Source organism: Pseudomonas gorinensis, from assembly GCF_042015035.1.
Classification (GTDB): Bacteria; Pseudomonadota; Gammaproteobacteria; order Pseudomonadales; family Pseudomonadaceae; genus Aquipseudomonas; species Aquipseudomonas gorinensis.
Map to the genome: position 1 here is coordinate 5,804,533 of NZ_CP167125.1, position 20,232 is coordinate 5,824,764.

Annotated in this window: 27 protein-coding genes; all 27 read right to left on the reverse strand. The window is 59.4% G+C overall.

Annotated features, from left to right (window positions below):
• Complete coding sequence (locus AB7933_RS26305; RefSeq protein WP_375156279.1) at window positions 1–642, reverse strand: DUF2612 domain-containing protein; 642 nt, start codon at window positions 640–642, stop codon at window positions 1–3.
• On the reverse strand, window positions 642–1,862 hold the full coding sequence (locus AB7933_RS26310; protein WP_375156280.1) for a baseplate J/gp47 family protein: 1,221 nt from the start codon (window positions 1,860–1,862) through the stop codon (window positions 642–644). Before AB7933_RS26310 ends, AB7933_RS26305 begins: the two co-directional genes overlap by 1 nt.
• Window positions 1,855–2,202: a hypothetical protein gene (locus tag AB7933_RS26315; RefSeq protein ID WP_375156281.1), complete on the reverse strand. Its 348-nt coding sequence runs from the start codon at window positions 2,200–2,202 to the stop codon at window positions 1,855–1,857. The genes AB7933_RS26310 and AB7933_RS26315 overlap by 8 nt, the downstream gene beginning before the upstream one ends.
• Complete coding sequence (locus AB7933_RS26320) at window positions 2,199–2,906, reverse strand: Gp138 family membrane-puncturing spike protein (RefSeq protein WP_375156282.1); 708 nt, start codon at window positions 2,904–2,906, stop codon at window positions 2,199–2,201. Before AB7933_RS26320 ends, AB7933_RS26315 begins: the two co-directional genes overlap by 4 nt.
• A 79-nt stretch (window positions 2,907–2,985) precedes the next feature.
• Window positions 2,986–3,393 (reverse strand): hypothetical protein, encoded by a 408-nt coding sequence (locus AB7933_RS26325; protein ID WP_305452173.1) that lies wholly within the window; start codon window positions 3,391–3,393, stop codon window positions 2,986–2,988.
• A 74-nt stretch (window positions 3,394–3,467) separates the two neighbouring features.
• Window positions 3,468–4,883 carry a baseplate hub protein gene (locus tag AB7933_RS26330; protein ID WP_375156283.1) on the reverse strand — a complete coding sequence of 472 codons (1,416 nt, stop codon included), beginning with the start codon at window positions 4,881–4,883 and terminating at the stop codon, window positions 3,468–3,470.
• Window positions 4,880–5,188, reverse strand: coding sequence for a phage baseplate plug family protein (locus tag AB7933_RS26335; RefSeq protein ID WP_375156284.1), 309 nt, complete (start codon window positions 5,186–5,188; stop codon window positions 4,880–4,882). The genes AB7933_RS26330 and AB7933_RS26335 overlap by 4 nt, the downstream gene beginning before the upstream one ends.
• Complete coding sequence (locus tag AB7933_RS26340) at window positions 5,188–5,844, reverse strand: phage baseplate protein (RefSeq protein ID WP_375156285.1); 657 nt, start codon at window positions 5,842–5,844, stop codon at window positions 5,188–5,190. Before AB7933_RS26340 ends, AB7933_RS26335 begins: the two co-directional genes overlap by 1 nt.
• Before the next feature lie 2 nt (window positions 5,845–5,846).
• A complete protein-coding gene (locus AB7933_RS26345) occupies window positions 5,847–7,250 on the reverse strand; it encodes a hypothetical protein (RefSeq protein WP_305452178.1) in 1,404 nt (467 codons plus the stop codon).
• A 156-nt stretch (window positions 7,251–7,406) separates the two neighbouring features.
• Entirely contained in the window at window positions 7,407–7,808 is a 402-nt protein-coding gene (locus tag AB7933_RS26350; RefSeq protein WP_375156287.1) for a hypothetical protein, read from the reverse strand.
• Window positions 7,809–7,811: 3 nt separating this feature from the next.
• Window positions 7,812–8,219 carry a hypothetical protein gene (locus tag AB7933_RS26355; RefSeq protein WP_102642881.1) on the reverse strand — a complete coding sequence of 136 codons (408 nt, stop codon included), beginning with the start codon at window positions 8,217–8,219 and terminating at the stop codon, window positions 7,812–7,814.
• A gap of 10 nt (window positions 8,220–8,229) precedes the next feature.
• Window positions 8,230–9,372 carry a DUF3383 family protein gene (locus tag AB7933_RS26360; RefSeq protein ID WP_102642882.1) on the reverse strand — a complete coding sequence of 381 codons (1,143 nt, stop codon included), beginning with the start codon at window positions 9,370–9,372 and terminating at the stop codon, window positions 8,230–8,232.
• Window positions 9,373–9,390: 18 nt separating this feature from the next.
• On the reverse strand, window positions 9,391–9,936 hold the full coding sequence (locus AB7933_RS26365) for a phage neck terminator protein (RefSeq protein ID WP_102642883.1): 546 nt from the start codon (window positions 9,934–9,936) through the stop codon (window positions 9,391–9,393).
• Window positions 9,933–10,310 carry a hypothetical protein gene (locus tag AB7933_RS26370; RefSeq protein WP_102642884.1) on the reverse strand — a complete coding sequence of 126 codons (378 nt, stop codon included), beginning with the start codon at window positions 10,308–10,310 and terminating at the stop codon, window positions 9,933–9,935. The genes AB7933_RS26365 and AB7933_RS26370 overlap by 4 nt, the downstream gene beginning before the upstream one ends.
• Entirely contained in the window at window positions 10,307–10,906 is a 600-nt protein-coding gene (locus tag AB7933_RS26375; RefSeq protein ID WP_102642885.1) for a hypothetical protein, read from the reverse strand. The genes AB7933_RS26370 and AB7933_RS26375 overlap by 4 nt, the downstream gene beginning before the upstream one ends.
• On the reverse strand, window positions 10,907–11,329 hold the full coding sequence (locus AB7933_RS26380; RefSeq protein WP_102642886.1) for a DUF4054 domain-containing protein: 423 nt from the start codon (window positions 11,327–11,329) through the stop codon (window positions 10,907–10,909). It lies immediately after the preceding gene.
• Window positions 11,330–11,368: 39 nt separating this feature from the next.
• Window positions 11,369–11,602 (reverse strand): hypothetical protein, encoded by a 234-nt coding sequence (locus AB7933_RS26385; protein WP_256581040.1) that lies wholly within the window; start codon window positions 11,600–11,602, stop codon window positions 11,369–11,371.
• A gap of 290 nt (window positions 11,603–11,892) precedes the next feature.
• A complete protein-coding gene (locus AB7933_RS26390; protein ID WP_102642887.1) occupies window positions 11,893–12,921 on the reverse strand; it encodes a DUF2184 domain-containing protein in 1,029 nt (342 codons plus the stop codon).
• 5 nt (window positions 12,922–12,926) lie between these two features.
• Entirely contained in the window at window positions 12,927–13,421 is a 495-nt protein-coding gene (locus tag AB7933_RS26395) for a structural cement protein Gp24 (protein WP_102642888.1), read from the reverse strand.
• A gap of 2 nt (window positions 13,422–13,423) precedes the next feature.
• Window positions 13,424–14,584: a DUF2213 domain-containing protein gene (locus AB7933_RS26400; protein ID WP_102642889.1), complete on the reverse strand. Its 1,161-nt coding sequence runs from the start codon at window positions 14,582–14,584 to the stop codon at window positions 13,424–13,426.
• Window positions 14,585–14,609: 25 nt separating this feature from the next.
• Window positions 14,610–15,425 (reverse strand): phage minor head protein, encoded by an 816-nt coding sequence (locus AB7933_RS26405; protein WP_375156288.1) that lies wholly within the window; start codon window positions 15,423–15,425, stop codon window positions 14,610–14,612.
• 2 nt (window positions 15,426–15,427) lie between these two features.
• Entirely contained in the window at window positions 15,428–16,804 is a 1,377-nt protein-coding gene (locus AB7933_RS26410) for a DUF1073 domain-containing protein (protein ID WP_375156289.1), read from the reverse strand.
• A gap of 16 nt (window positions 16,805–16,820) precedes the next feature.
• Window positions 16,821–18,371, reverse strand: a complete 1,551-nt coding sequence (gene terL, locus AB7933_RS26415) for a phage terminase large subunit (RefSeq protein ID WP_102642892.1) — start codon at window positions 18,369–18,371, stop codon at window positions 16,821–16,823.
• Window positions 18,371–19,018: a hypothetical protein gene (locus AB7933_RS26420; RefSeq protein ID WP_176464924.1), complete on the reverse strand. Its 648-nt coding sequence runs from the start codon at window positions 19,016–19,018 to the stop codon at window positions 18,371–18,373. Before AB7933_RS26420 ends, terL begins: the two co-directional genes overlap by 1 nt.
• A gap of 4 nt (window positions 19,019–19,022) precedes the next feature.
• Complete coding sequence (locus AB7933_RS26425; protein WP_158244159.1) at window positions 19,023–19,196, reverse strand: hypothetical protein; 174 nt, start codon at window positions 19,194–19,196, stop codon at window positions 19,023–19,025.
• A 48-nt stretch (window positions 19,197–19,244) separates the two neighbouring features.
• Window positions 19,245–19,577: a phage holin, lambda family gene (locus tag AB7933_RS26430; RefSeq protein WP_102642893.1), complete on the reverse strand. Its 333-nt coding sequence runs from the start codon at window positions 19,575–19,577 to the stop codon at window positions 19,245–19,247.
• Between the two features lie 350 nt (window positions 19,578–19,927).
• Window positions 19,928–20,092: a hypothetical protein gene (locus AB7933_RS26435; RefSeq protein WP_155401141.1), complete on the reverse strand. Its 165-nt coding sequence runs from the start codon at window positions 20,090–20,092 to the stop codon at window positions 19,928–19,930.
• Between the last annotated feature and the right edge of the window lie 140 nt (window positions 20,093–20,232).

Here is a 20,232-nt window from a genome sequence, read left to right on the forward strand (position 1 = left end):
TTAAGCCCCTATATATCCTGCAAATTCTGCGTCTTCGTCACCGAACTCAGCATCCATATCGCCGAACTCGACCATTCCGAACCCCTCAAGGAATCCGTTAAATCTCACCGATTGCGGCTTAGGAACCAGTCCTGCATTTAGCAGTGCGAACCGCTCAAGATTGGTTATCTGACCGTAGAACTCGATGCTGAACGACATGTCCTCGCCGTCGGTGACGCGCAAGACCTCCGCCTTCGGCAGGAGAAAATTCATGCCGTCGAGGATGTTCTCGATCGTGGCGTCGCCATTGTTCTTGATAATCTTGGCTTTAATGACCAGTCGATAAAGGTCATCCGATAGCTGTCCGTCTTGATCAACCGTCAGGGCGCTGAACATCGCGCCATCGTCGCCAAACTCATCGCCGTCAGTGAGATCAAATAGCCCAGGATTCATTGGGAATGCGCCAACGAAGCTACGCGGCGCCACGACGATCCGGCCGATTACGTTCAGTTGCTCGCCGAACGAGTTATCAATGTCGTAGCTCTTGCGCACGGCCTCAGCGGCATCCTCGATGCTCCCGCCGAGCCTCTTGGCGATCGCATACCAGGCGACTGCCTTGGGCTTGTCTCGGTATTGCGCGTAAATGCGGTCTGGGATGTTCATCAGGTGATCACTACGGTGATGTTGCTCTCCGTCCACCGGGATATCTGGTTGTAGGCGATGACAGCGTTCGCCTGGACGCCATTGAGGCTTGACGAAGGAAAGTCGACGTAGCTGTTGCCGTATGCCCCGATGACCTTGTTGACCGGCGTGAAGATCGTGCTGAACGGCACGGTCTCGCCAATATCAAATCCACTGATCTTGAAGCCCACGTCGGCCGGGATCAGATCGCCGGCCGCGTACTCCATCATCGCCTCCTTGATGAGCTGGTCGGCGTTGGCCGGGAGCGTTCCGTCGTTGACGACGTGAATGACCGGGAGCATGTCCACGTAGATTGGCCGGCTGGCGCGGATCACCTTCTTGTTGGTCGGGTATTTTGGAGATGTAACCTCGACCTCGAACGGCGTGCCGGCCTGGTACAGCAGAGGGCCGGGGTTCTTCTTCAGATAGATCGCCATGGCGATATCTTCATTGGTACCGCCGTCGACAATCACCGCATACGATTTTCTTGGTAGGCCGTGAGGGTTGTCGACTGATACGGCTGAGCTATCGGTGTCGTTCTCGTAGATCTTGACGCGGCGCACGCCAGGAACTGCGTACAGCTCGCCGTAAGTGGAGTCGATCTGGTTGTTGCCCGGTTTGCCCACGGCCGTCGCGCGGGTGACGCGCAGCTGCTCGTCGCGCTGGCCGTCAGTGCCTGGTGTTGCCGGAGCGGCGTTTGTAACGCTGGCCAGGCCTGCCACCACGTCCACGATGCGAGTAATAGTGCCGGCGTCAGCCTGGGTAGGCCCGACGACTGTGCACGTCGCGTTGACGGTAGCCGAACCCAATGAGTCGGCGGTCACAGCCTGGTCTGTCGTCCAGCGGCTGCCTGTGGTGACCGACTCGAAGCGGTTGCCTGCCTGAATCGGCGTGCCGGGAGTAGCGGTGATGGTCAGTTGCACGCTGGAGCGCGACCCGCCAGATCGGATGGTGCCAGTCAGCGAGCAGACAATGTCCAAGTCGCTACCCTTGGCCTTGTTCGGGTCTTTCGAGTTGTAGGCCTGCTGCAGCGTCTCGTCGAGCGCGTAGAAGATCTCCGAGTCGTGCGCCATCTTCAGGCCGTCGGGCGTAGAAGGGTCCAGGTTCCACAGCGGATCAATATCCAGGTAGAACTGGCGCTCCTGGGCGAACCAGTCGTTTTGCGTCTGTAGCACGTAGCCGGTCGAAGTCAGGCTAGCCATTCAGTGTTACCTCTACCAAACCGAACTCAGTGAGAGCCCCAGCTGTCACGCCGTAGGTGCGATTGTTGATGTTGAAGTCGGCGGAAAATCTGGTGAGGCGGATCACGCCCTGGGTGTTGGCGATCCTGGCTCGTAGCGCCGCCTCAGCGGTTGATAGACTGGTGAACTTGCCCAGAATCTGCTCGTACCACGGCGTGCCGTCGGTGATGTCGCGGAAGTACTCACCAAAAAATAGTCGCAGCCGGGTCAGCACCGTCTGCGCAACCTCGGACTGCCCGGTGATGAATTGTTGGCCGCGCGTCACGATGTCGCCGTTGTCGTCCAGTCTGCGAACGGTCATATAACTGGAACTCCGCTTGTCCCGGAGCCCGGGGTTACACCGCTATGGCGGTGCGTATTGAGGTTTACGCCGGCGGCGGTGATGACGTTGCCGTCCGGCGTGATCTTCAGGCCGTTAATCAGGAAGGTACCGTCCGCCTGCAACTGAAAGCTGCCGGCGCCGTTCTGCATCAGGGTTGTGCCGTCGGCCAGTACGTTGAACCTGGCCACCCCGTTGTCCATTGAGATGCTGTTGTCGTTCTTCAGCCAGACGAATTGGGTGCCGGCCTTGTTGCGCATGCGCACGCCGTTGTTCTGGAAGTTCGGCAGCACATTGGGCTTAGACCTGAACCCAGGAAGGAACATGGCGTCCTGCATGTTGTGGAATCGCCCGATTGGATTTGCCGCCACCCCGCCGCTCTGAACCCACCCGTCAATGCAGCGCTGAGAGAACAGGATGTCCCCCTCGCAGCCATCATCAATCTGGTATTCGACGCAGTAGTCACCGCCGGGGAAGTAGACCGGAACCTCGATGATTGGAGGTATCGTGAACTCGGCACCGTTGATGTCGACCCTCAATATCCCTGGCTGCACCTGGGCAAGCTGCGTGACTGGGTCGAAGGTCCGGACGTGCCCAGGCAGCGAAGTGCAAACGCCTTTCATCACCTCGCGAAAGGCGTCGCGCATCATCTTGGCCTGCTTGGTGCGGCCTTCTTGTTTGAGCATTTCCCGCTCCAGCCTTTGTCGTAGGCAATAAAAAACCCGCCGAAGCGGGTTTGTTAAATTTCATGATGCCGGTTCTGATTTATCTGACGTTTCCGAACCCGTCGGTCAGTACGCCTTTTTGGCTGTACTGACTGTTAATGAGATTGCCAATCTTGGCGTCAACCTGGCGCAAGCTGGATAGCATTCCTTTGGTGGGTCCGCCACTCAGCGATTTGCAGCCCATGCGCGCCAGGTAAAGGTCGTGCTCTCGAATCGATACAGACATGGCATTGTAAACCTCCATGTTCCTTGACCTTAGAGCCAGCGTAACAGCGCCCGCTCCGTACAAAGGATCATTGGCCACATTCACGACTCCAGAACCAGAGCTCAGCGCGGTGTCGACATAGTTGTACATCTGCCGACCATCGCACTGGCCGCCATCATCAGCTAGAGCGATGAATGGCAGCATTACTGCTGCGGTGAGGATAATCAGACTTGGCTTCAACATTTAAGGGTACCGGCGAGGCTTTGGGTATTGCTCGGAAATGTAGCAGATCGCCAGCGCAAGTCCTTGACCAGTCGTCATCGCACGAACTGCTGCCCCCGCATGTAGGAAGTGTTGACGGAGGCAACGGCCTCGCCACGGGTGATTATCCCGTTACGGCTCACGTCCAGGCCTGAGTTGGCTGCGTACTCACGCTGGTAGGGGCCGGTGTCTCGCTCCCACATTACGTATGAGTCTGGGCGCCCTACCGCTGCCGGCCATAGAACGGCCAGGTAGGCGTCTCCCAGGTTGCGGATGCGGCCTGAGTAGGGCTTGTAGTAAGCCTCCACGTAGTCGAGCTGGCGCACAGCGGTCATGCGGGCGAGCTGGGCGGTGGATGTACCAGCCTCACGCGCAGACGCCTCCAGGAACTGGATAAGGCCTGTTGCGGTGCTACCTGGGTTGCGCGCGGCCGGGCTGAACGTGTAGCCGGTCTCAAATCCCATCACGGCCATGAGCCAGTTGGGATCGAACGACACCCGGTCGCATATCTCACGCACCTTCACCCGGAACGCCTGGTCGACCCTGGCGCCCCAGATCAGCTTTCCGTTTTGCTGGGTTGCGATTTCGGTAGCTGCTGGCGCGGTACCGGCGCGCAGGCCGTCGATCTCGGTTCGCCACAGGTCGCTGTGCGAATCACCGGAGTGCTTCATGGCGAAAATGTTGTACTCGCCGTTCGCACTGGCGTCACCGCTCAGTTCGGACACGAAGAGGTTGCCGGTGTTGAAGGTGGCGAACTCGCTCTCTACGTCGATCTTGCCGTTGATGCGCAGCGCTGGGTTGAGTTGCACCGCCACGAAAACGCCGAGGCCGTCTGGCCCACGGGAGACCTCTGGGATGCCGATCATTCCGCTGAACTGGTCCACCTTCACCATCGTGGTGGTGCGCGGCATGTTCGGCTTCGTGACAACGATCCGCCCGCGGTCCTGCATCCATTCGAATTTGTAGGCGTATGCCAGGTCGGTCATGGCTTGTGGGATATCACCATCCACCACCAGACCGGACGATAGTGGCTTCGCATCGGCAAACTGAGCGTTGTCGATATCGATCGGCAGCGGCCAGGCAGCGGCCAGGGCGCGGAGCACTTCCTCGACTCTGGTGCTGATGCCGAATGACAGCTGGGCCGACGCCCGGTCAACTGCCGGCTGCCCGGACCTGCAGATCAGACGAGTAATGATCTCCGGTGCGCCTGGCTCCCGCTCCCGCAAGGTGTTGGTCACGAAGCCTGTAAAAATCGCGTCTACGTTGTCGTTGTACCCAGCGCGAAGCACGATGCTCGAGCGCTGGGCGATGGCTGAGCCCTTGTTCATGTTGTAGAGGCGGATGTCGGCGAACGACAGCGCGTCACCGGGAGAGATATCAATGTTGAACTGGATGCGGAACTGCCGGCGACCGGACTGGAGCCCAATGTACGGCTGGCCGTTCACGTCAATCGACCAAACACGCTCTCTCATGTTTCCACCAGTGGAGGTATCCAGACGAGGAAGTTATCGATGCCCAGGTTATCGAGGGTCACGTCTTTGCCGGTGAACACCATCTGCCCGATACCGGATCGGTAGCTCTGGATGATGTCGCTGCCAGGCTCGAGCATTGCACCGGCCACGATGCGGCTGCCGTCACGTAGCAGGTTCATGGACCAGGCTGGCGCATCCAGGTAGGAGATAAAGTCAATTTCAAAGTCGATCAGGTTATCGCCAAGCTGCACGCCGAACCGCTGGTGGGCATTGGCGGACCCGGCACGCAGTGGGATTGTGTACATTAGGCGACTCCGTCAAGAATTCCGTTAACCGACTTTACAACGCTGTCGGATGCCTCTTTGGCTATCGCCTGCCCGCGGTTGATTGCGCGGGTTAATGCCGACTTTGATGGGTCACCATCGCGAAGCTGGCTTTGCGTGCACTGGTAGTCTCGGCCAATCCGATCAAGATCAATCACCTCCTGCATCTCGACTACAAACTCAAGGCCGCCCTCGTTGCGCGGCTCCTTGGTTCTGGAGAGGCGCGTGATGGCCATGTTCTTGAGCAGGATGTCGCCGGCGTCGATGTCAAACGGATCGTAGGACTGCATCAGCCAGATCAGGAAGTCGAGGGTAGTGCTTGCCCTTGTCTCATCGCTGCCGGCCAGCCAGCCAGCCGACAAGCCAGCAACCGTGGAGACGATTGGGTTGTCGGTCAGATTGGAAAGCGCGCCGCCGAGGAAATCCGTCAGTTGAACCTTGACCGGGTTGTTGCTGATAGCGCCGGTCATGGTCCACTTGAAGGGATTCAGGATTCGGTGATCCGATATCCTCACCCCCGACTCAATCGGGATGGAGGTAATCGTAACCGTAGCCTCGAACGTGTCTTCCAGAACCGCATCGAACGAGTAGCCAGCAATGGTCGGGGCCTTGCGCGTGAAGATGTTGATAATGCTCACGGCTATCGCTCCGTTGTGGTCTTCAGGTCGCCCAGCGTTTCGTAGTTTTGGCGCTCGTTGACCTGGTTGATCTTGGTTTCAAGGGCCTGGCCGTCGAGCTCGAGAGTGATGCCGAGTTGGTTTTTAACGTTGATCGGTGCGCGGGCCAGCACACCCGCAAGCGCCTCAGCCGACGCCTGGCGGTCTTCGTCCGGCGTGGTACCGCTGGCAGGTGGCATGCTGTCAGATGCCGACCGGTCCCGATGTTCCAGGTAGTCGATATCCTCCTGCGATCGAATAACTTGCCCGGTGTACTCCTGCGGCTTTTCGTACTTGGCCCCGCTCCAACTCTGCGTGCCGTTTCCGTCGCCGCCAAACATGAGTTCCATCGGGCCTTTGATCCTCTCCAGCCCCGTGGCGCCCTTAAGCAGATCATCAAATCCCCGAGCTGCATCACCGTATCCCGGCACATACTCATTCAAGGACCGGTTGAGCAAGTTCGAGCCGATAGCGCCGCCAGTAATTGCAACGCCAGCTGTCCCAGACTTGCTGATCAGGCCGCCCAATGAGCCAAGCCCGAGCTTTGCAAGTGTCGCGCCAACAACGGCAGCAACGGATGAAGCACCAAGCGCAGCAGTAGCCGCGGGGTTGTCCGAGGCGTAATCAATCACACCGCTCACGTTGTCGCGGTGTTCCTTTAGGAAGTTATTGAGCGCACCACCCGCACCAATCAGGCTTTTCATGAACTTTTCAGATAACTCATTGCTGACGCCGTCGATGATCAGTCCAAACTCTGCTGAGTTCTCGGCGAGCTTCCTTGCGTTATCGGTCAGTTGGTCGACGCTTCCGGTCAGCGAGTTGGCCCGCTTCATGGTGTCGTCCAGCTTCTCTACGCCGCCGGCCAGCGAGCGGAATACACCGTCTGACAGCCCGAGCGAGCTTTGAACCTGGGCGCGCTGCCCCTCGTCCAGCTTGGGAATCATCTCCGCGAGCGCGCGCATGAACTCTTCGCCAGTGCTGGTCTGATACAGCGAACTGACATCAATGCCGGCCGTTGCCAGATCATTGATTGGTCCGGCATCACCCTTTAGGCGAAGGTTGTTTTGGATTTCCTCGAATCGCTTCAGGGTATCGACGGCATCCTCTGCGTCCCCACCCATCAGCTTTAGGGCGTTGCCATAGTTGTACACGGCGGCTTGAGACGTGCGCAGGTTCTGCGTGGACATGGCCAGCTTGTCGACCTTGCCCGCGACACCAACGATAGCGCCAGCAGCAGCACCAAACGCACCAATCAGGGATGCTGAAATGCCAAGGGCTCCAGACTTGATGCCATTCAGGCTGGCGTTGATCTTCTTGTCGCCCTCTTCAAGGGCCCTGGTGTCATAGCCGATGCCGATCAGGAATGACTTCAGAACTTTGCTAGCCATTCTTCACAGCCTCGTATTGATCCCACAGTTCGTCCATCGCCTGATTAAAGCGCTCCACGCTCGCTAGAGAGTGGGTGCCGTCTTCAAGCTGGGCCCAGGTGCAAAGCGGAGGGCAAACCCCGACAATCCCGACACATGGGCGCATCAGGAACCAATTTACTGCGCTGCGCTTTCCGCGCCCGGCTGCCTTGGGCTTTTTTCGCCGCTTGGCAGCCAGTCGAAAAAATCGGACAGGTTCCAGCGCAGAAGCTCGGCCAGCAGTTGGTTGTACTGCACCATCTTGCCGCCGAAGTCAGCGACGGTGACGGTGCGCTCTGTCCCGTTGATGAACACCCGGGTCATGAGAATCTGCACGGCCTGGGCCTTCGCATCCTGGCGCATCGACATGAACATCGAGCAGATCACCTTGTCATCGACCTCAATGCCGGCTTGCGCGGCGGTGGCGAATCGCTCCAGCACGGCGCCGGACAGCAGCGACATCAGGCGGTCCTGATCGACAGCGCTGGCCATGGCGGCGTTGTACTGCACGCCGCCAACGGTGAATGATTTAACGCTCATCTATCAGCCCCTTGTCGCTTCCCAGATATTGAAGTGCATCGTGAACTGGTCGTCCGTGATGGTGGAGCCGGCCCGGCCGCGCTGGCCGTCGTTCGCGATGATGCCTTCAGAGCCAAGCGCCGTTTCCAGCGTGCCGATCTGGGTGAAGGTCAGCGTGATGTTGGCGTTCGAGTTCATCAGCCCCTGCACGTATGCGGAGTCGGACGAGCCCGGGTTGAGGTAGACGTTCACCTCGCGGCCCGGGTTTTGGCGGTCGAGGCGCACGGCGTTCCCACCCTGGCCCCGGCGCAACTGGCTGCGCGGGTCGATCGGCGCGTCCGTGTACGGGGTAGCGGTTTCGCCCCAGTCCTGGATCTGCCGGCCATTGATGGTGACGACTGTCAGGTCGTTCGAGAAATTACTCAGGCTCATGGGTCACCTATCAATAAACGTCGAGGTCGACATCAACAATGCGGATGGAGCCTTTGCGGAATAGTCGGATACGCAAAGGAGCTGCCTTGTGGTCATCCCGATCAACATCTGAAAGGTCAAGAATTTCCTCAGGCTTGGTCAGGATCTCGAAGCCAAAGGTGTACTTCTCAAGACCATCATCAGGATCGGTGTAGTTGCGCGGGCCGAGATAACCGTTGCCGACAAAGGTCCGAAGGGTTGCGCGCGCAGAACCGATCAGCGTTGCCTGGCCAGCAGGGTCTTGACCCAATTTGGTCGGCTGATTTGCCGTCGTGTTGTAGAGGGATGTGCGCAGGAAGTTGATGCACGCATCAAGATTCACAACGTCGTCAATGGTCTCCCCATAGGTGCTATGGGTGTTGGTATTGATCCATCGACCCACGTCTTTCGAGCCCTGATTGTCCACTTCCGTGTAGAAGGCGACGTTCTTGGACTTGCTTTTCATGGTCGTATAGGCCGTACCGCTTAGAGATTCAGCGATCACGCCTGGAGATTTCTTGTACTCGCCGTCAATGGTCGAGTTGTCGGCGCTGTAGTTCACGGCAGCGAAGTGCTTGGCCAGGGCCGAGCCTGAGTAGGCGTCAGTGGCGTGCGCGGCAGTGAATGCGTGACGGAAGCCGGCAGAAGTCAACTGAGTTGCAATATCGTCAACATCAGCCGGGTCGCGAATCTCGCCTACCGATGCGCCAGTCTGGTTGTCGATGAACATGCTGGTGTTGTCTTCGCACCATTGGGCGATTGCCAGCACGTCCGCCTTGACCGCCAGAACTGGAGCCGTCCACATGGTCCAGTACCACCAGGTGATGTTCCGGGCCTTGTTGAGCGTGGCAGCACGGGTAGCGTCGGCGGTGGCCGCACCCCAGACTTGAATCTGGCGGGTTGCCGGAGTGCCGCCAAGCCAGCGCTGAGCCGCCTTGTACGTCTCGGTGGTGTCGGCGAAGTCTTCAGACAGCGCGGGAAGCGTGAAATAGGTCCGGTATGTGTCCGGCGCGAAGCCCACCGGCAGCTCAAGCTGCGGAGCGAACAGCATGGCGCTGGCAAAGTTCGCATTACCAAGGCCTGCCGGGCTGATCCTGGCGTTGATGCGGATGATTTCTGAGGCGGGGTAACTCATCTCGAGCGCTCCAATGATTTATGCGGGGTCAATTTCGACGGTGAAGGTCTCAATGACCCGCGCCTTTTCGTTCTGGAGCGCCACTTCGACGCTCAGGATGTTGTTGATAGCCGGAAGGCTGCTGGTCTCGTACATCAGGCGGATGGTGATCTGCGCCCGCTGCTCGAAGTTGGCCGATTGCAGGCTGGTGAGGTTGTTCACGGCGTCCGTGCTGTTCCAGCCGATCTTTGCCCTGAGCAGCATCATGCTCACATCGGGGCGCTTGTTGGCTTGCTTCAGGCGCTCGGCGTACATCAGCGCCTCGCCGCGATAGAAGTTGATGCTTGCCGAGCACATGATCTGCGCTCGGACATCAACCTCGACCTGATCCCCTGCTATGTCGCGCGACACGATGTTGGCCTGGCCGCGCTCACTGATGGACTGCCTGGGCGTGATCGTTGCGTATGCGCCCTTGGGCGCCGGCATGCTGCCTGGCCCGACCTGATCCGCCAGGATGCACTCAGGCACACCGGTCGCCAGCATCACGATCGGGCGCAGCTTCTTGAATAATTCTTCGTTGGTCATGCTGGGCCGCCTGACTGGTCGTCAATGCGCATAACGATGACTTTGCAGTAGTCGCGCCAGTATCGGTTGTCGCACTTGACGGCCTTCCACTGCTGGCCGAGAAACGTCCATGTCCCGGTCTGGTCGATCAACTGCATCTCGCCCTGGTTGATATAGATGCGGCGCACGTCGGTGATCCGCTCGCCGCCCTGGCGGATGAAATCCACTTCCCGGTCACTGGCCTGTTGGATGTTGACCGTGTAGGGCTTCGTATCGGTCGTGCCGGGAACCCATATGCCTTCGACATACTGACCGTCCACCGAGACAGTGCGCGATGCCGGAACACTGACGAACGTGTCATCAACGTGACCGGCCATGCTCAGCGTGCTGCTCATTCCAGTCCCTCCGTAACGGGTCCGATAGATACTTTGTGCGTGACTGACTGGCGCATGTGCCCATCAGCAATCAGCGGGTTGGAGCTGCCTTTCTTGCGAATGGTCGATGCGGCGTTTGGCGGGGTCTTCAGTTCGGTCATGTAGACCTTCACCGCGGCCGCCGCGACCACGCCGACAGCCTCAAGGATCTGATCCATCGATTGTCCGGCCTCCATGCCATCCTGAATGGTCAGCAGGACCTCTGGCGTTGCGCTCGACACTCCCGGCTCAAGCCATGGCCTAGCCGGGATGTTGATGGTGTGCGCCTGGGTCACGCCCAGTTCCATGTATCCCTTGCCCGTCTTGAGGAAGCGAACCTCATCGCGGTCGGCAGCAGCCTTGCTGGCGTAGCCGTAGGACGTTCCGCCCGGGTGTTTGATGTCGGCGCCGAACTCGTTGATCGCGCCGAGACTGGCCATGGTCAGGTCGCCTGACTCGACATCGCCGGCCTCCTCATGAATGCCGACAGTTACGACCTTGTCTGACCTCAGCGCCGCAAGTTCCTTGGACAGTTCGTCCTGCAGCTCCTGAAAGCCTTGGATGTCGAGGGTGATCATTTAAACCGCCTTGGCACCCATGCCTACGCGACGACGCAGTCGCAGGAACTGAACGCCGTAGTTGGTGAGGGACAGCCAGTCGTTTTCGGTTTCCTGAATGGCGCCGACCCGGTATGTCACTGACTCATCGCCAATCGACTTGGCAGCCACGTTGAGGCGTGCGGTCGACGGGATATTTGTCGGGTCAGTGGCGCCAAGACCGGTCGGGTACGTGACCGATAGCCAGTGCGCGGCGAAGTAGTAGAGCCCGCGGCGCTTGAGGTTGTGGCATTCATCCTCGTAAGCGCCCCAGCGGCTGCTACCGGTTTCGCAATCAGCCTCGCACAGGGATTCCTGCACCACGGCATCGGGCCACTTCGTTGTGTCCGTGAATGCGAGCTGAACCGCCCGGAATGAGGCGACAATTTCGGGCGTGATTTGCATGCGTTCACCTTGAATGAGTGGGCGCCAGGCGCCCGGGTGTTACTTCTTGCTCTTTGCAGGCGCTTGCTCTGCTTCGCCGTCTTCCAGATCATCGGCGCCAACACGGCGCAGGTCACCGTTTTTCAACAGCGCCTTGACGAAATCGATCTTGGCGGCCTCATCCGGTACTTCGACGGGTGGGTTTTCGCCCGGCAGGATCGGGTAGCTGGTCTCTTTTTCGCCGACCAAGTGGTTGATGGTGATCAGTCGTGCTGCTTCGTTCTTCAGGAACATGTCGAATCCTCTTTGGGTTAGAATTGGGAGGCCCTTGGGTATTCACCGGCCGATTTCGCCGGACACATGGAATCCCTCTTTTTAGAAGGCATGTCATGGGCCAATCATGGCGAATGGCATATCGACCATGTGATCCCACTAAGCGTATTGATCAGGCGCGGAGTAAGCAGCCCAGCAGTGATCAATGCGCTTTCAAACTTGCAGCCGTTGTGGGCTGAAGACAATCAGCGAAAATCAGCAAGGATTCAATAAAAAAGGCCCGTTCGGGCCTTTTTCATATAACCAATCAATCAAAATTGATCGCGATAAGCCCCTGCAAATACATAGCGGAATTCAACGCCAGAGCACTTGTATTCACACGGAATACTAACCGTCAGGTTATGGAACTGCGGGGCCAGGGAGCGCCACGGGATCGGCACCTGCATGCCCAGGTTCTCGTCGTTCAGCTCATAAGCGACGATGCGGTCCTTGTTGCCGTTGGACACGCCGGCGGCGGCCAGCTGGGCAGCAGACAGTTGCAAGCGGCTGAAGATGTTGATCGGGCGACCGGTCAGCGCGGTGAACTGGTTGTTGGTGCGGAAATACTCGAGGATCGTCTTGTCGGTGATGGTGCCCATACGCTTGTTCGAGATGAACGCGAAGCGGGCGGCATCCAGGATGATCGTGTCCGGGACGTGAACAGTGGCCGAGTTGATGTAGACATCAACCAGGATCTTATTCAGGTCGGCGACGATCTGGTCACCGGTGGTGGCCGCGTTGTACCAGTCGAGGGTGGAGTTCGACAGCGCCAAGTTGGGGTTGTTGAACAGGCCGGTCATGTTGCGAGCGGCGTCACCGAAGTAAGCCACACGCTGGGTGTGCTCCTGGGCGCCACGGAAGGCCAATCGCGCTTTGGTGGTGTCCAGCGGAATGCGCAACTGCTGCGACTTGCGCAGCTCATCCAGGCTGTAGCTGTACTTGTTGCCCGCGTAACCGATCGGTACGGACGACTTGTTGGCAGACAGGGTTACATCCGGCAGGTCGTCAGCGCTGGCGCCGATGAACTTGCCCAGTGTCACGCCGTCGTAGCTGATGTAGTCCCAGCTATCCACCCACTCAGGGAGCGAGGTATCGACCGGGATCAGCTCGTCGTAGTTGATGGCTGCGTACTTGGCCTCGTAGATACGAGCTTCCAGGTTCGCCAACTGGCTGATGTAAAACGCCAAGCCGTCGTCGAGGGTCGGCAGACCGTCGTTGAAGGTCACTTGATAAGCATCGCGGCCAATCTGGTGCGCAATAGCGGCATCGATGGCTACGACGATTTTTTTAAGCTGGGTCATGTCGATTAGCCCCCGATCTTCAGAGAAATTTTAGCCAGCGCGCCGGCGCCGGCGGAGCTGACCCATTTGGCGTTCGGGATCAGAACGGCCAGGGTTGCAGCAGCGCCGACCACGTTCGAGAACTGGCCCTGGTTGGTGCCGGTGCCGTCGCCGATGACCAGATACACCGGGTCATCCTTGGCGACTGCGACGCGGGCGGTCACCCACACAGGCGCTACGGTCTCGACCGACATATCGCGCTTGGCGACTGCGCCGACCACATCGGTAGCGGTGTAGGCACGGTTCAGTTCGCGCTTAACGATGCCGATGAACTGGGCCGCAGTGGAGCCGGCCACAGGCAGCTTGGCGCCGTCGTCACCATCGGTAACAACGCCCAGGCCGAACGCGATGTTCACGGTGCCCTTGTTGACTTTGGAGACGGCGTTGGACAGTTCGCCGTCGGCGACCATACCTGCGTAAGCGACGCCGTGATTGAGTGCGTTACCACCTTGAACAGCCATGGTCAGGCTCCTTTCTGGGGTTGTTTGTGGGCGCCCGACAGCTTCTGCTTGTGCTGCTGGTATGGGGTCGGCGCGGCGTCGGCGGTCGCCGTGGTGGCTGCGCCGTCCTTAGCCAACTGCATGAACTGGGCGAAGAGCGCGGCAGTGTCACCAGTAGCGGCCTTGGGCTTCTTCTTGCCTTCTTCGTCCATGTCGTCTTCGTCAGGCTCTTTCTCAGCCTCGGCGTCGAAGGCGCACTCGACATAACCGGCAGACTTGTCGCCCCACGCCATTTTCGGACGCTTGACGGCCAGCGCGGCGCGCTTTATCTCGATCACATCGAGGCTGTCGCAGGTGAACGAGTCGCCGGCGATCTTGCGGGCCAAGGCCTGGGTGCTGCCGATCAGGACGACGCGAGCATTGATCGCCTCGTCGCTCGAAGCCTTGCGGGCCTCGGCCAGATCTTCGGCTGCCTTGTCAGCGGTTGCCTGGGCCTTGTCAGCCAGTACCTGTGCATCGTTTGCCTTCTTGTTCAGGCGCTCGAAAGCGTCAGTGATCGCGACAGCGGTTGCCGCGTCTGACACTTCGACCGAGCTACCTGAGTCCAGCGTGACTTTATGGGTCATGTTGCTCTCCGGGGTGTGGTCAAAAACGCGAGCATTGGCGCCCGCCCTTGCTCTTTCTACGATCGCGACGTGATTTATCTTGATATCGCGCTGGATGTAGTCGTATGTCTGGCCGTCCTCGGTCACCCCTGGGGTTTCGTCGTAGACAGCGGTGTATCCGGCGGACAGTTCGCACTTTCCGCCAATGATCTCGTCGATGGTCTTCTGGTCTTTGACGATCAGGTCGCAGATCACGAAGTCGCCATCACGGCGCCCAGGGCCGCGCACTACGCCGACGGCGACACCCTTGTAGGTGGCAGCGGTGACCAAGGAATGCGGGTGGTTGTTCGTAACGTCCGAAGCGTCGTAGGTGCCGAGCGAGGCGTCGCTGAACACCTCATCTTCAGGCCGGTACACGCGGACAACCCGCATCGGGTCGCCATCGAGACCAAGCTCGCGGGCCAGGTATTCCTGAATCCCCGTGCGGGCAACCCGGCCCGGAACCTTGAGGAACCCCTCGTCGGTGTACTCTCGCTGGGTAATGCGATACCCGGCCCGGTCGAAAACCGTGCATTTCATGTTGCGGCCTCGCGGGATGGATGAATTAGCGAAGAACGCCCGGCGCTGTCTTGCCTGCGTCTTGGTTGGCCTTGACCTCGCGGGCGCTCACTGGCTCCGCGATGCATCGGCAGGAATAGTCAGACCCAGGCTTGATCGGGACACCCTTGTCGCTCAGCGGAAGGTTGTCCCAGCGGTAAACCCCTTTGCCGTAGGCGGTGACCTTGTTGGCGATCTCGTGATGGCGGTGCCGAACACGCTGGTCGTCCGAGTCACGCCATCTGAAGTACTCGAAGCCGGCACCCTTCTGCTGCTTCTCGGCCAGCTCGCCCTGAATCTTCGATGTCTGGTCGCGGGCGATCATCTTGGCGCGGCGCTGGGTCACCCCGAACTGCTCCTGCAACGCCTTCTCGATGTAGCCAGGCCGCATACCGGAGCGCATGTTCGCCATCACCAGCGTCTGCACCTCTTCCAGATACTTGGCGGGGATTGACTTGATCAGCTGGGCGTTCTGTTGGGCCGAGGCCTTCAGGTAGTCCTGCATGACGCTGTTGCCGCTGTACACGTCGATGCCGGCCGACTTCTTCAGGTCGCGCTCGGACTTCTTCAGCGATGACTGGACGAACTCGCCGGCTATCCTGCTCGCGCCAGCGCTGACCCTTTCGTTTTGCCACTTGCTGAACAGGAACGACATTGCGTTGCTGATTAGGTCAGACCAGGCGTCAGTCGTGGTAACCGCGTCCTGCGTGTACTCCGGCGCCAACTGGCGAACCAGCGGCATCACCTCCTTGGCGATGTCCGCTTTGATCTGCTTGACCAGCCGCTGCAGCTTGGCGTTGTACTGGATGCCGATCATGCTCATGGTCATTCAACCTTGTCGTCGTCATCCACCGGGTCATTGAACATGGTCAGGTCCTCATCCTCTTCCAGCGCGGCGATCTTCTCGTCGTTGAACTGGTAGAGCTCTTCGGCCTGCAGGCGTCGCATGATCTGGCTTGGCAAGACGATGCCGGCGTCCTTGTACAGGATGTCGGTCTCGGCCTTGGCCTTGTTCGCCGTAGCGATCTGCACCGCGTCAGGCTGCTGGAATGGGTTCCAGACGTAGTTGAAGTCTTCGAGCCAGCGGCCGGTCGCTGACCGCACCATCACCTCATCAAGCTGACGAAGGCCTGGGTCAATCTGAGTCAGGCGCTTCGAGGACAGCGAGTTGAAGTAGTTGTCCATGTCCCCTTCGCCGGTGGCGTTGAGGCCTTTGGCGGATGTGCCGAACAGCCGGGTGAGCGGGATGTCCGCCGCGCCGCTGATCCATGTCATGAGCGTGTCGAGCACCGGCGCAACCCCGGACAGGTCCAGGGTCTTGCGGTCGTAGGTCTCTTCACCGTCCAGCAGCGCCAGATTGATTGAGGACTTCATCATGCTGAACAGGGCGTAACGCGCCGTGATGGCGTCGTCCTGATCGCTCGCCAGCTCATCGGAGAGCCCGTTGCGCTGGATGATGTCGACGTTCGCTTCCTGCATCAGCTCGGCAATGCCGTCCTTGCTGGCTACGATGTCCATGACGTCGTCGAGGCACTTGCGCAGCTCTGAGTCACCCCAGCCCTGCGTCTGTGCGCGCTGGCGCCGTGGCAGCTTGGCGCCAGCAAACCGGGCGAAGTGCGTCCAGTGGATCTGCTGGGCGCCGGCGGAGATGGTGTAGAACTCCGGCTGCAGGTAGTTCGCGGCCAGGATGTTCGACTGGTTCATGTTCATCGCCGTCATGTCGAAACGATCGATCACCAGCAGGCGGTAAAGGTCGCCCTTCTTGATCTTCTCCGGCCTGAGCGGCTTGGTCAGGTCCTGATTGGTCAGCATTAGGATGCCGGCGCCACCGTACAGGCGCGCCCAGCTTGTCGCCTCGCTCACCATGGCAGGCAGGTTCAAACGGTCTTCTTCGGCCCGGATCACATCTGCGTCGTCGCACTTGAGGGTGCGCCACTCGCGGGTCATGTCCTCGGCCGGGTAGTCCACGATCGCCCGGGCAAGCCAACTGGTTTGGTAGGCCGCGTCGAGTTGCTGGAAGTTGTTCAGGAAGCCGTATTCGAACTGGTTGTGCGACCGCTTGGCCTTTTCGGTTCCCAGGCCGGACACTACGTTCACCAATCCATCGGCGGTCTGTTTCGTGCCGGCCTTATATTCAACCAAGGCCCGAGTGAGGGCCTTGCCCAGCTTTTTGGTTGCTGGCGCTTGGCCCTTCTTACTCATGGGGTCACCAATTTGGTTATAGGAGGTCGCGGATCGATCGCTTGCCTTTGATGTAAACCTCGGACAAGGCGTCGATCATCACGTCTGTCTGGTCGTCGTACTTGTGGCTGTCGTCGGCGGTGAAGGATGCGACCTCACACACGAACTCGTAGTTTTGGCTGTCGTCGTACGGCAGGCAGACCAGCTTGGCAGCGTGGAAGCCTTGAACGTCCAGGGCGCGGGTCAGCTTGTCGCGGTCCCGAGGAACTGGCGTAACCTTGAGCGGCAGGCGCTTCTCCATCTCCTGGATCAGGCCGGTACCGCTTGATTTGTCCTCGACGTAGACCCGACGCAGGATGCCGTTGGCCTTCCCGTTCTTGGCCCAGGCGCCTTTGACGAACGCCTCGAACTCACGGCGTAGCGTCTTTGCGTCCATCCGCCCGCGCTTCATGCCAACGCGGTAGATGCGGCCCTCGGCGACGCCCCACTCCGCGAACACAGTCCAGTCATTCCAGGTGTTGGTCTTCTGGGCGGTATCCGCAGTGATGAAGCGGTAGTCGAACTTCTCCGGCAGCGGCAAGTCCGCCCCAGCATCCACGTCGCCGTAGTACTGGAAGTCATCAGCCGAGAATATCCCGCCGTCCAGCGTGTCGGGGTCTTGCATGTACTGGCTGCTGAAGGTGTACGGGTGAGCCGTGCGGAGCGCGATCAGGTCATGAACGCTTTCCTTGGCCGGCCAGTACGACCAGTAGCCGTCTACCTGCTCAGACCCGCACACGCTCTTGATGCAGCGCTCGCGGATGCCGTCAGGCAGTGAGTCGATGTAGTCCTGATTGACCAGGGCCGGGATCTTGATGTGCAGGTCGATCTTCAGGCCCATGCCGCCCGACAACAGGAACGCGGTCGAGTCGTCGATGTGGCCGCGCTGCTGGATCGCTACGAACGGTGTGCCGCTGTGCGCCTTCCGGCTGCGCAAGGTGTTCACCAGGCGCGTGTGCGATTTGCGGCGCTTTGCCTCGCTGAACAGATCGTCGATCTTGTCCCAGTCATCCGCCTGGATGTGGCCGCTGTACTCGTCGCCCATGTAGCCGCCACGGACACCGGTGATCTGTCCGCCACTGGAGCGGCTGAACAGTTGGTGTACGCGCTTCCCATCCTTGGCGAGCGTCCAGTCGTCTACCTTGTCCTTCTCAATATCGAAGGGGTAGAACTCGCGAAACTCAGCAGACTTGACCAGGGCGCGGCTGCGCTCGCTGTTCTCGTCGACCAGGCTCTTGGAATAGCTGGTGTTGAGGATTCGCACCCGGCGGTGCTTGACCATCGTGTAGACCGGCAGGTGGACGGACCAGAATTCGGTCTTGGTGCCGCCTGGCGGTATGTTCACGACGATGTTCTGCGCGTCACCTGCAAGCATCTTGCGGGCGGCGTAGTCGAAGTAGTGGTGGTGCCAGTTCGTTCTGAAGCTGTCGCCCTGGGTGATGTTAAACCACAGGCTCGTGAAGGCCAGGGGGCTATGCTCGCCCGCCGCGACCAAGGCGGAGCGCTCAGCGTGGCTCAGCGCGTCCCACTCGATCGGTTTGATAGCCATCAGTCAACCAGTTTGTCTACCAGCGCGGCGATGAGCGATGAGTCGACCGGCGCCTGGCCTGTATTGCTGCCTGGAGCCCTGTCGCCTTCCGCCTCATCAAGATTGAATGCCTGGCGCTCAAGCATGACGAGCGTCTTCAGGGTGTCGGCCAATTCCTTCATAGTCTTGGTGCGATTCGGGAGCCCGCTCATCTTGCTGGCCAGCTTCAGGACATCGGCCATTGCATCGCCGTCGTCGTGATCGCCATCCTTCAGTTGAGCAATCAGTTCCTTGATCGTGCCCTGCTCATCAGTCAGCGCTTCCAGCTCATCCAGCAGTTTGTTGGTGAGCCGGCGAGACCTTCCAATGTCAGTCCGATGCGCAATCCGGACATCGGCAATAACCTGAGCGTTTGCATCAACGATGCCTTTCTCGGTTAACACCCGCTCCTTGTTAACCTCGGTGTTAACCACCTGGCTGTTAACCAGTGCATCAGCCTTTGCTTTGATCTTCCCTGCGAGGTCTCGCGTCCATCCGTCACGCTTGGCGCGCTTGTGGATGGAGACATGGGACACGGTGCAGGTTGTTGCGATCTCTCGCACTGACAGCACGCCAGCCCTGTAGAGCTGCTCGATGCGCTCCCAGTCGGTGGGCTGCTTGTCGGTCATGTCTTTACTCTTGCTCTGCTGGCTTGGCGATCAGGTAATCGAACTCGGCGAAGATGGCAACATTCTGACCACTGGCATCCTCGATATGCAGCACGCCGCAATCGACATATGCGCGCGCGCCATTGACCGACTCAATTCGGTGCCCGCCATCAACCGAAACTTCATAAACCTTTTCCATGCTCTATCTCCGCGCCACGTTTTCTAATGCGCCAAATCGTGGCGCGGATTAATCGACCTTGCGACCTGGCAACTTGAAGTCAGTCACCCGGTCAGCAATTGACCGGATCTTCTCCACGCCCAGGAAGCCAACCCAGCCGCCTGCGAAGGTGGCCATGCTCTGGGGCAGACCGAAGAAGTCCAGGCCGCTGATGATCGTCAGCGTCAGGCCGCCGCAGATAGCACCCTCGACCAGCATCTGGCGCCGCGTGCCGCCACCATAGGTGATGCGCAGGACAGCCATGATGCAGGACAGCGCAGCCGCATAGAGGATTGGCGAATGCTGGCTCAACCACGCAAGCGCTATCGCCCATGTGTCTGGTTTGTCTGGCATGTTGGACATCTCGGTTCCTCCCCGTCAGGGAGTTATGGATATGACAGGCCATGACCTGCGGAATAGATCAGCCCCGGCGGCACTCCCAGCTCAGAGCGAAGGGTGTGGCGGGGCCGAAAACAAGAAGGCCCCGATCAATGTCGAGGCCCTGAATAGGTGCGCGTGTCTTCCCACGCTGCCAGCCAAAGACCATCACGGCGTCGACACCCAAGTGCATCGATCTCGCCGTTCCTGTCTCGCGCCACCCTGAAAGCGTGTTAGGTCATGGCGCGCGGGCTGCCGGTGTTTTTCCGTAGCGCTGCACTACCGGCTTATCGACGTCTAGGCCTTCCCGAGGGCTGTCCTGGCTACAGGTGAAACTACAGATTCTTTTTGTGGATCCGCCAACCCATGGCGACACCGGGATGCAAATACTCGCCGGTGCGTGGATGGCGCGAGAAGTCGGTCTCGCCAACTTGGCGTGCGACCGCCTCCCATGCCGTTCTGGCGCGCTCCAGCAGATTGCCTTTGGCTTTCAGCTTCACGTACACCTCCAGAAGGTTGAATTCAAGGCAATAAAAAACCCGGCGCAGTGGCCGGGTTTTCTTGGATCGGTGATCAAGTTGCCGAAGGCAAAATTATCATGATGGCGCTAATATGCCACCAGCCGCACGGGAACGCAATA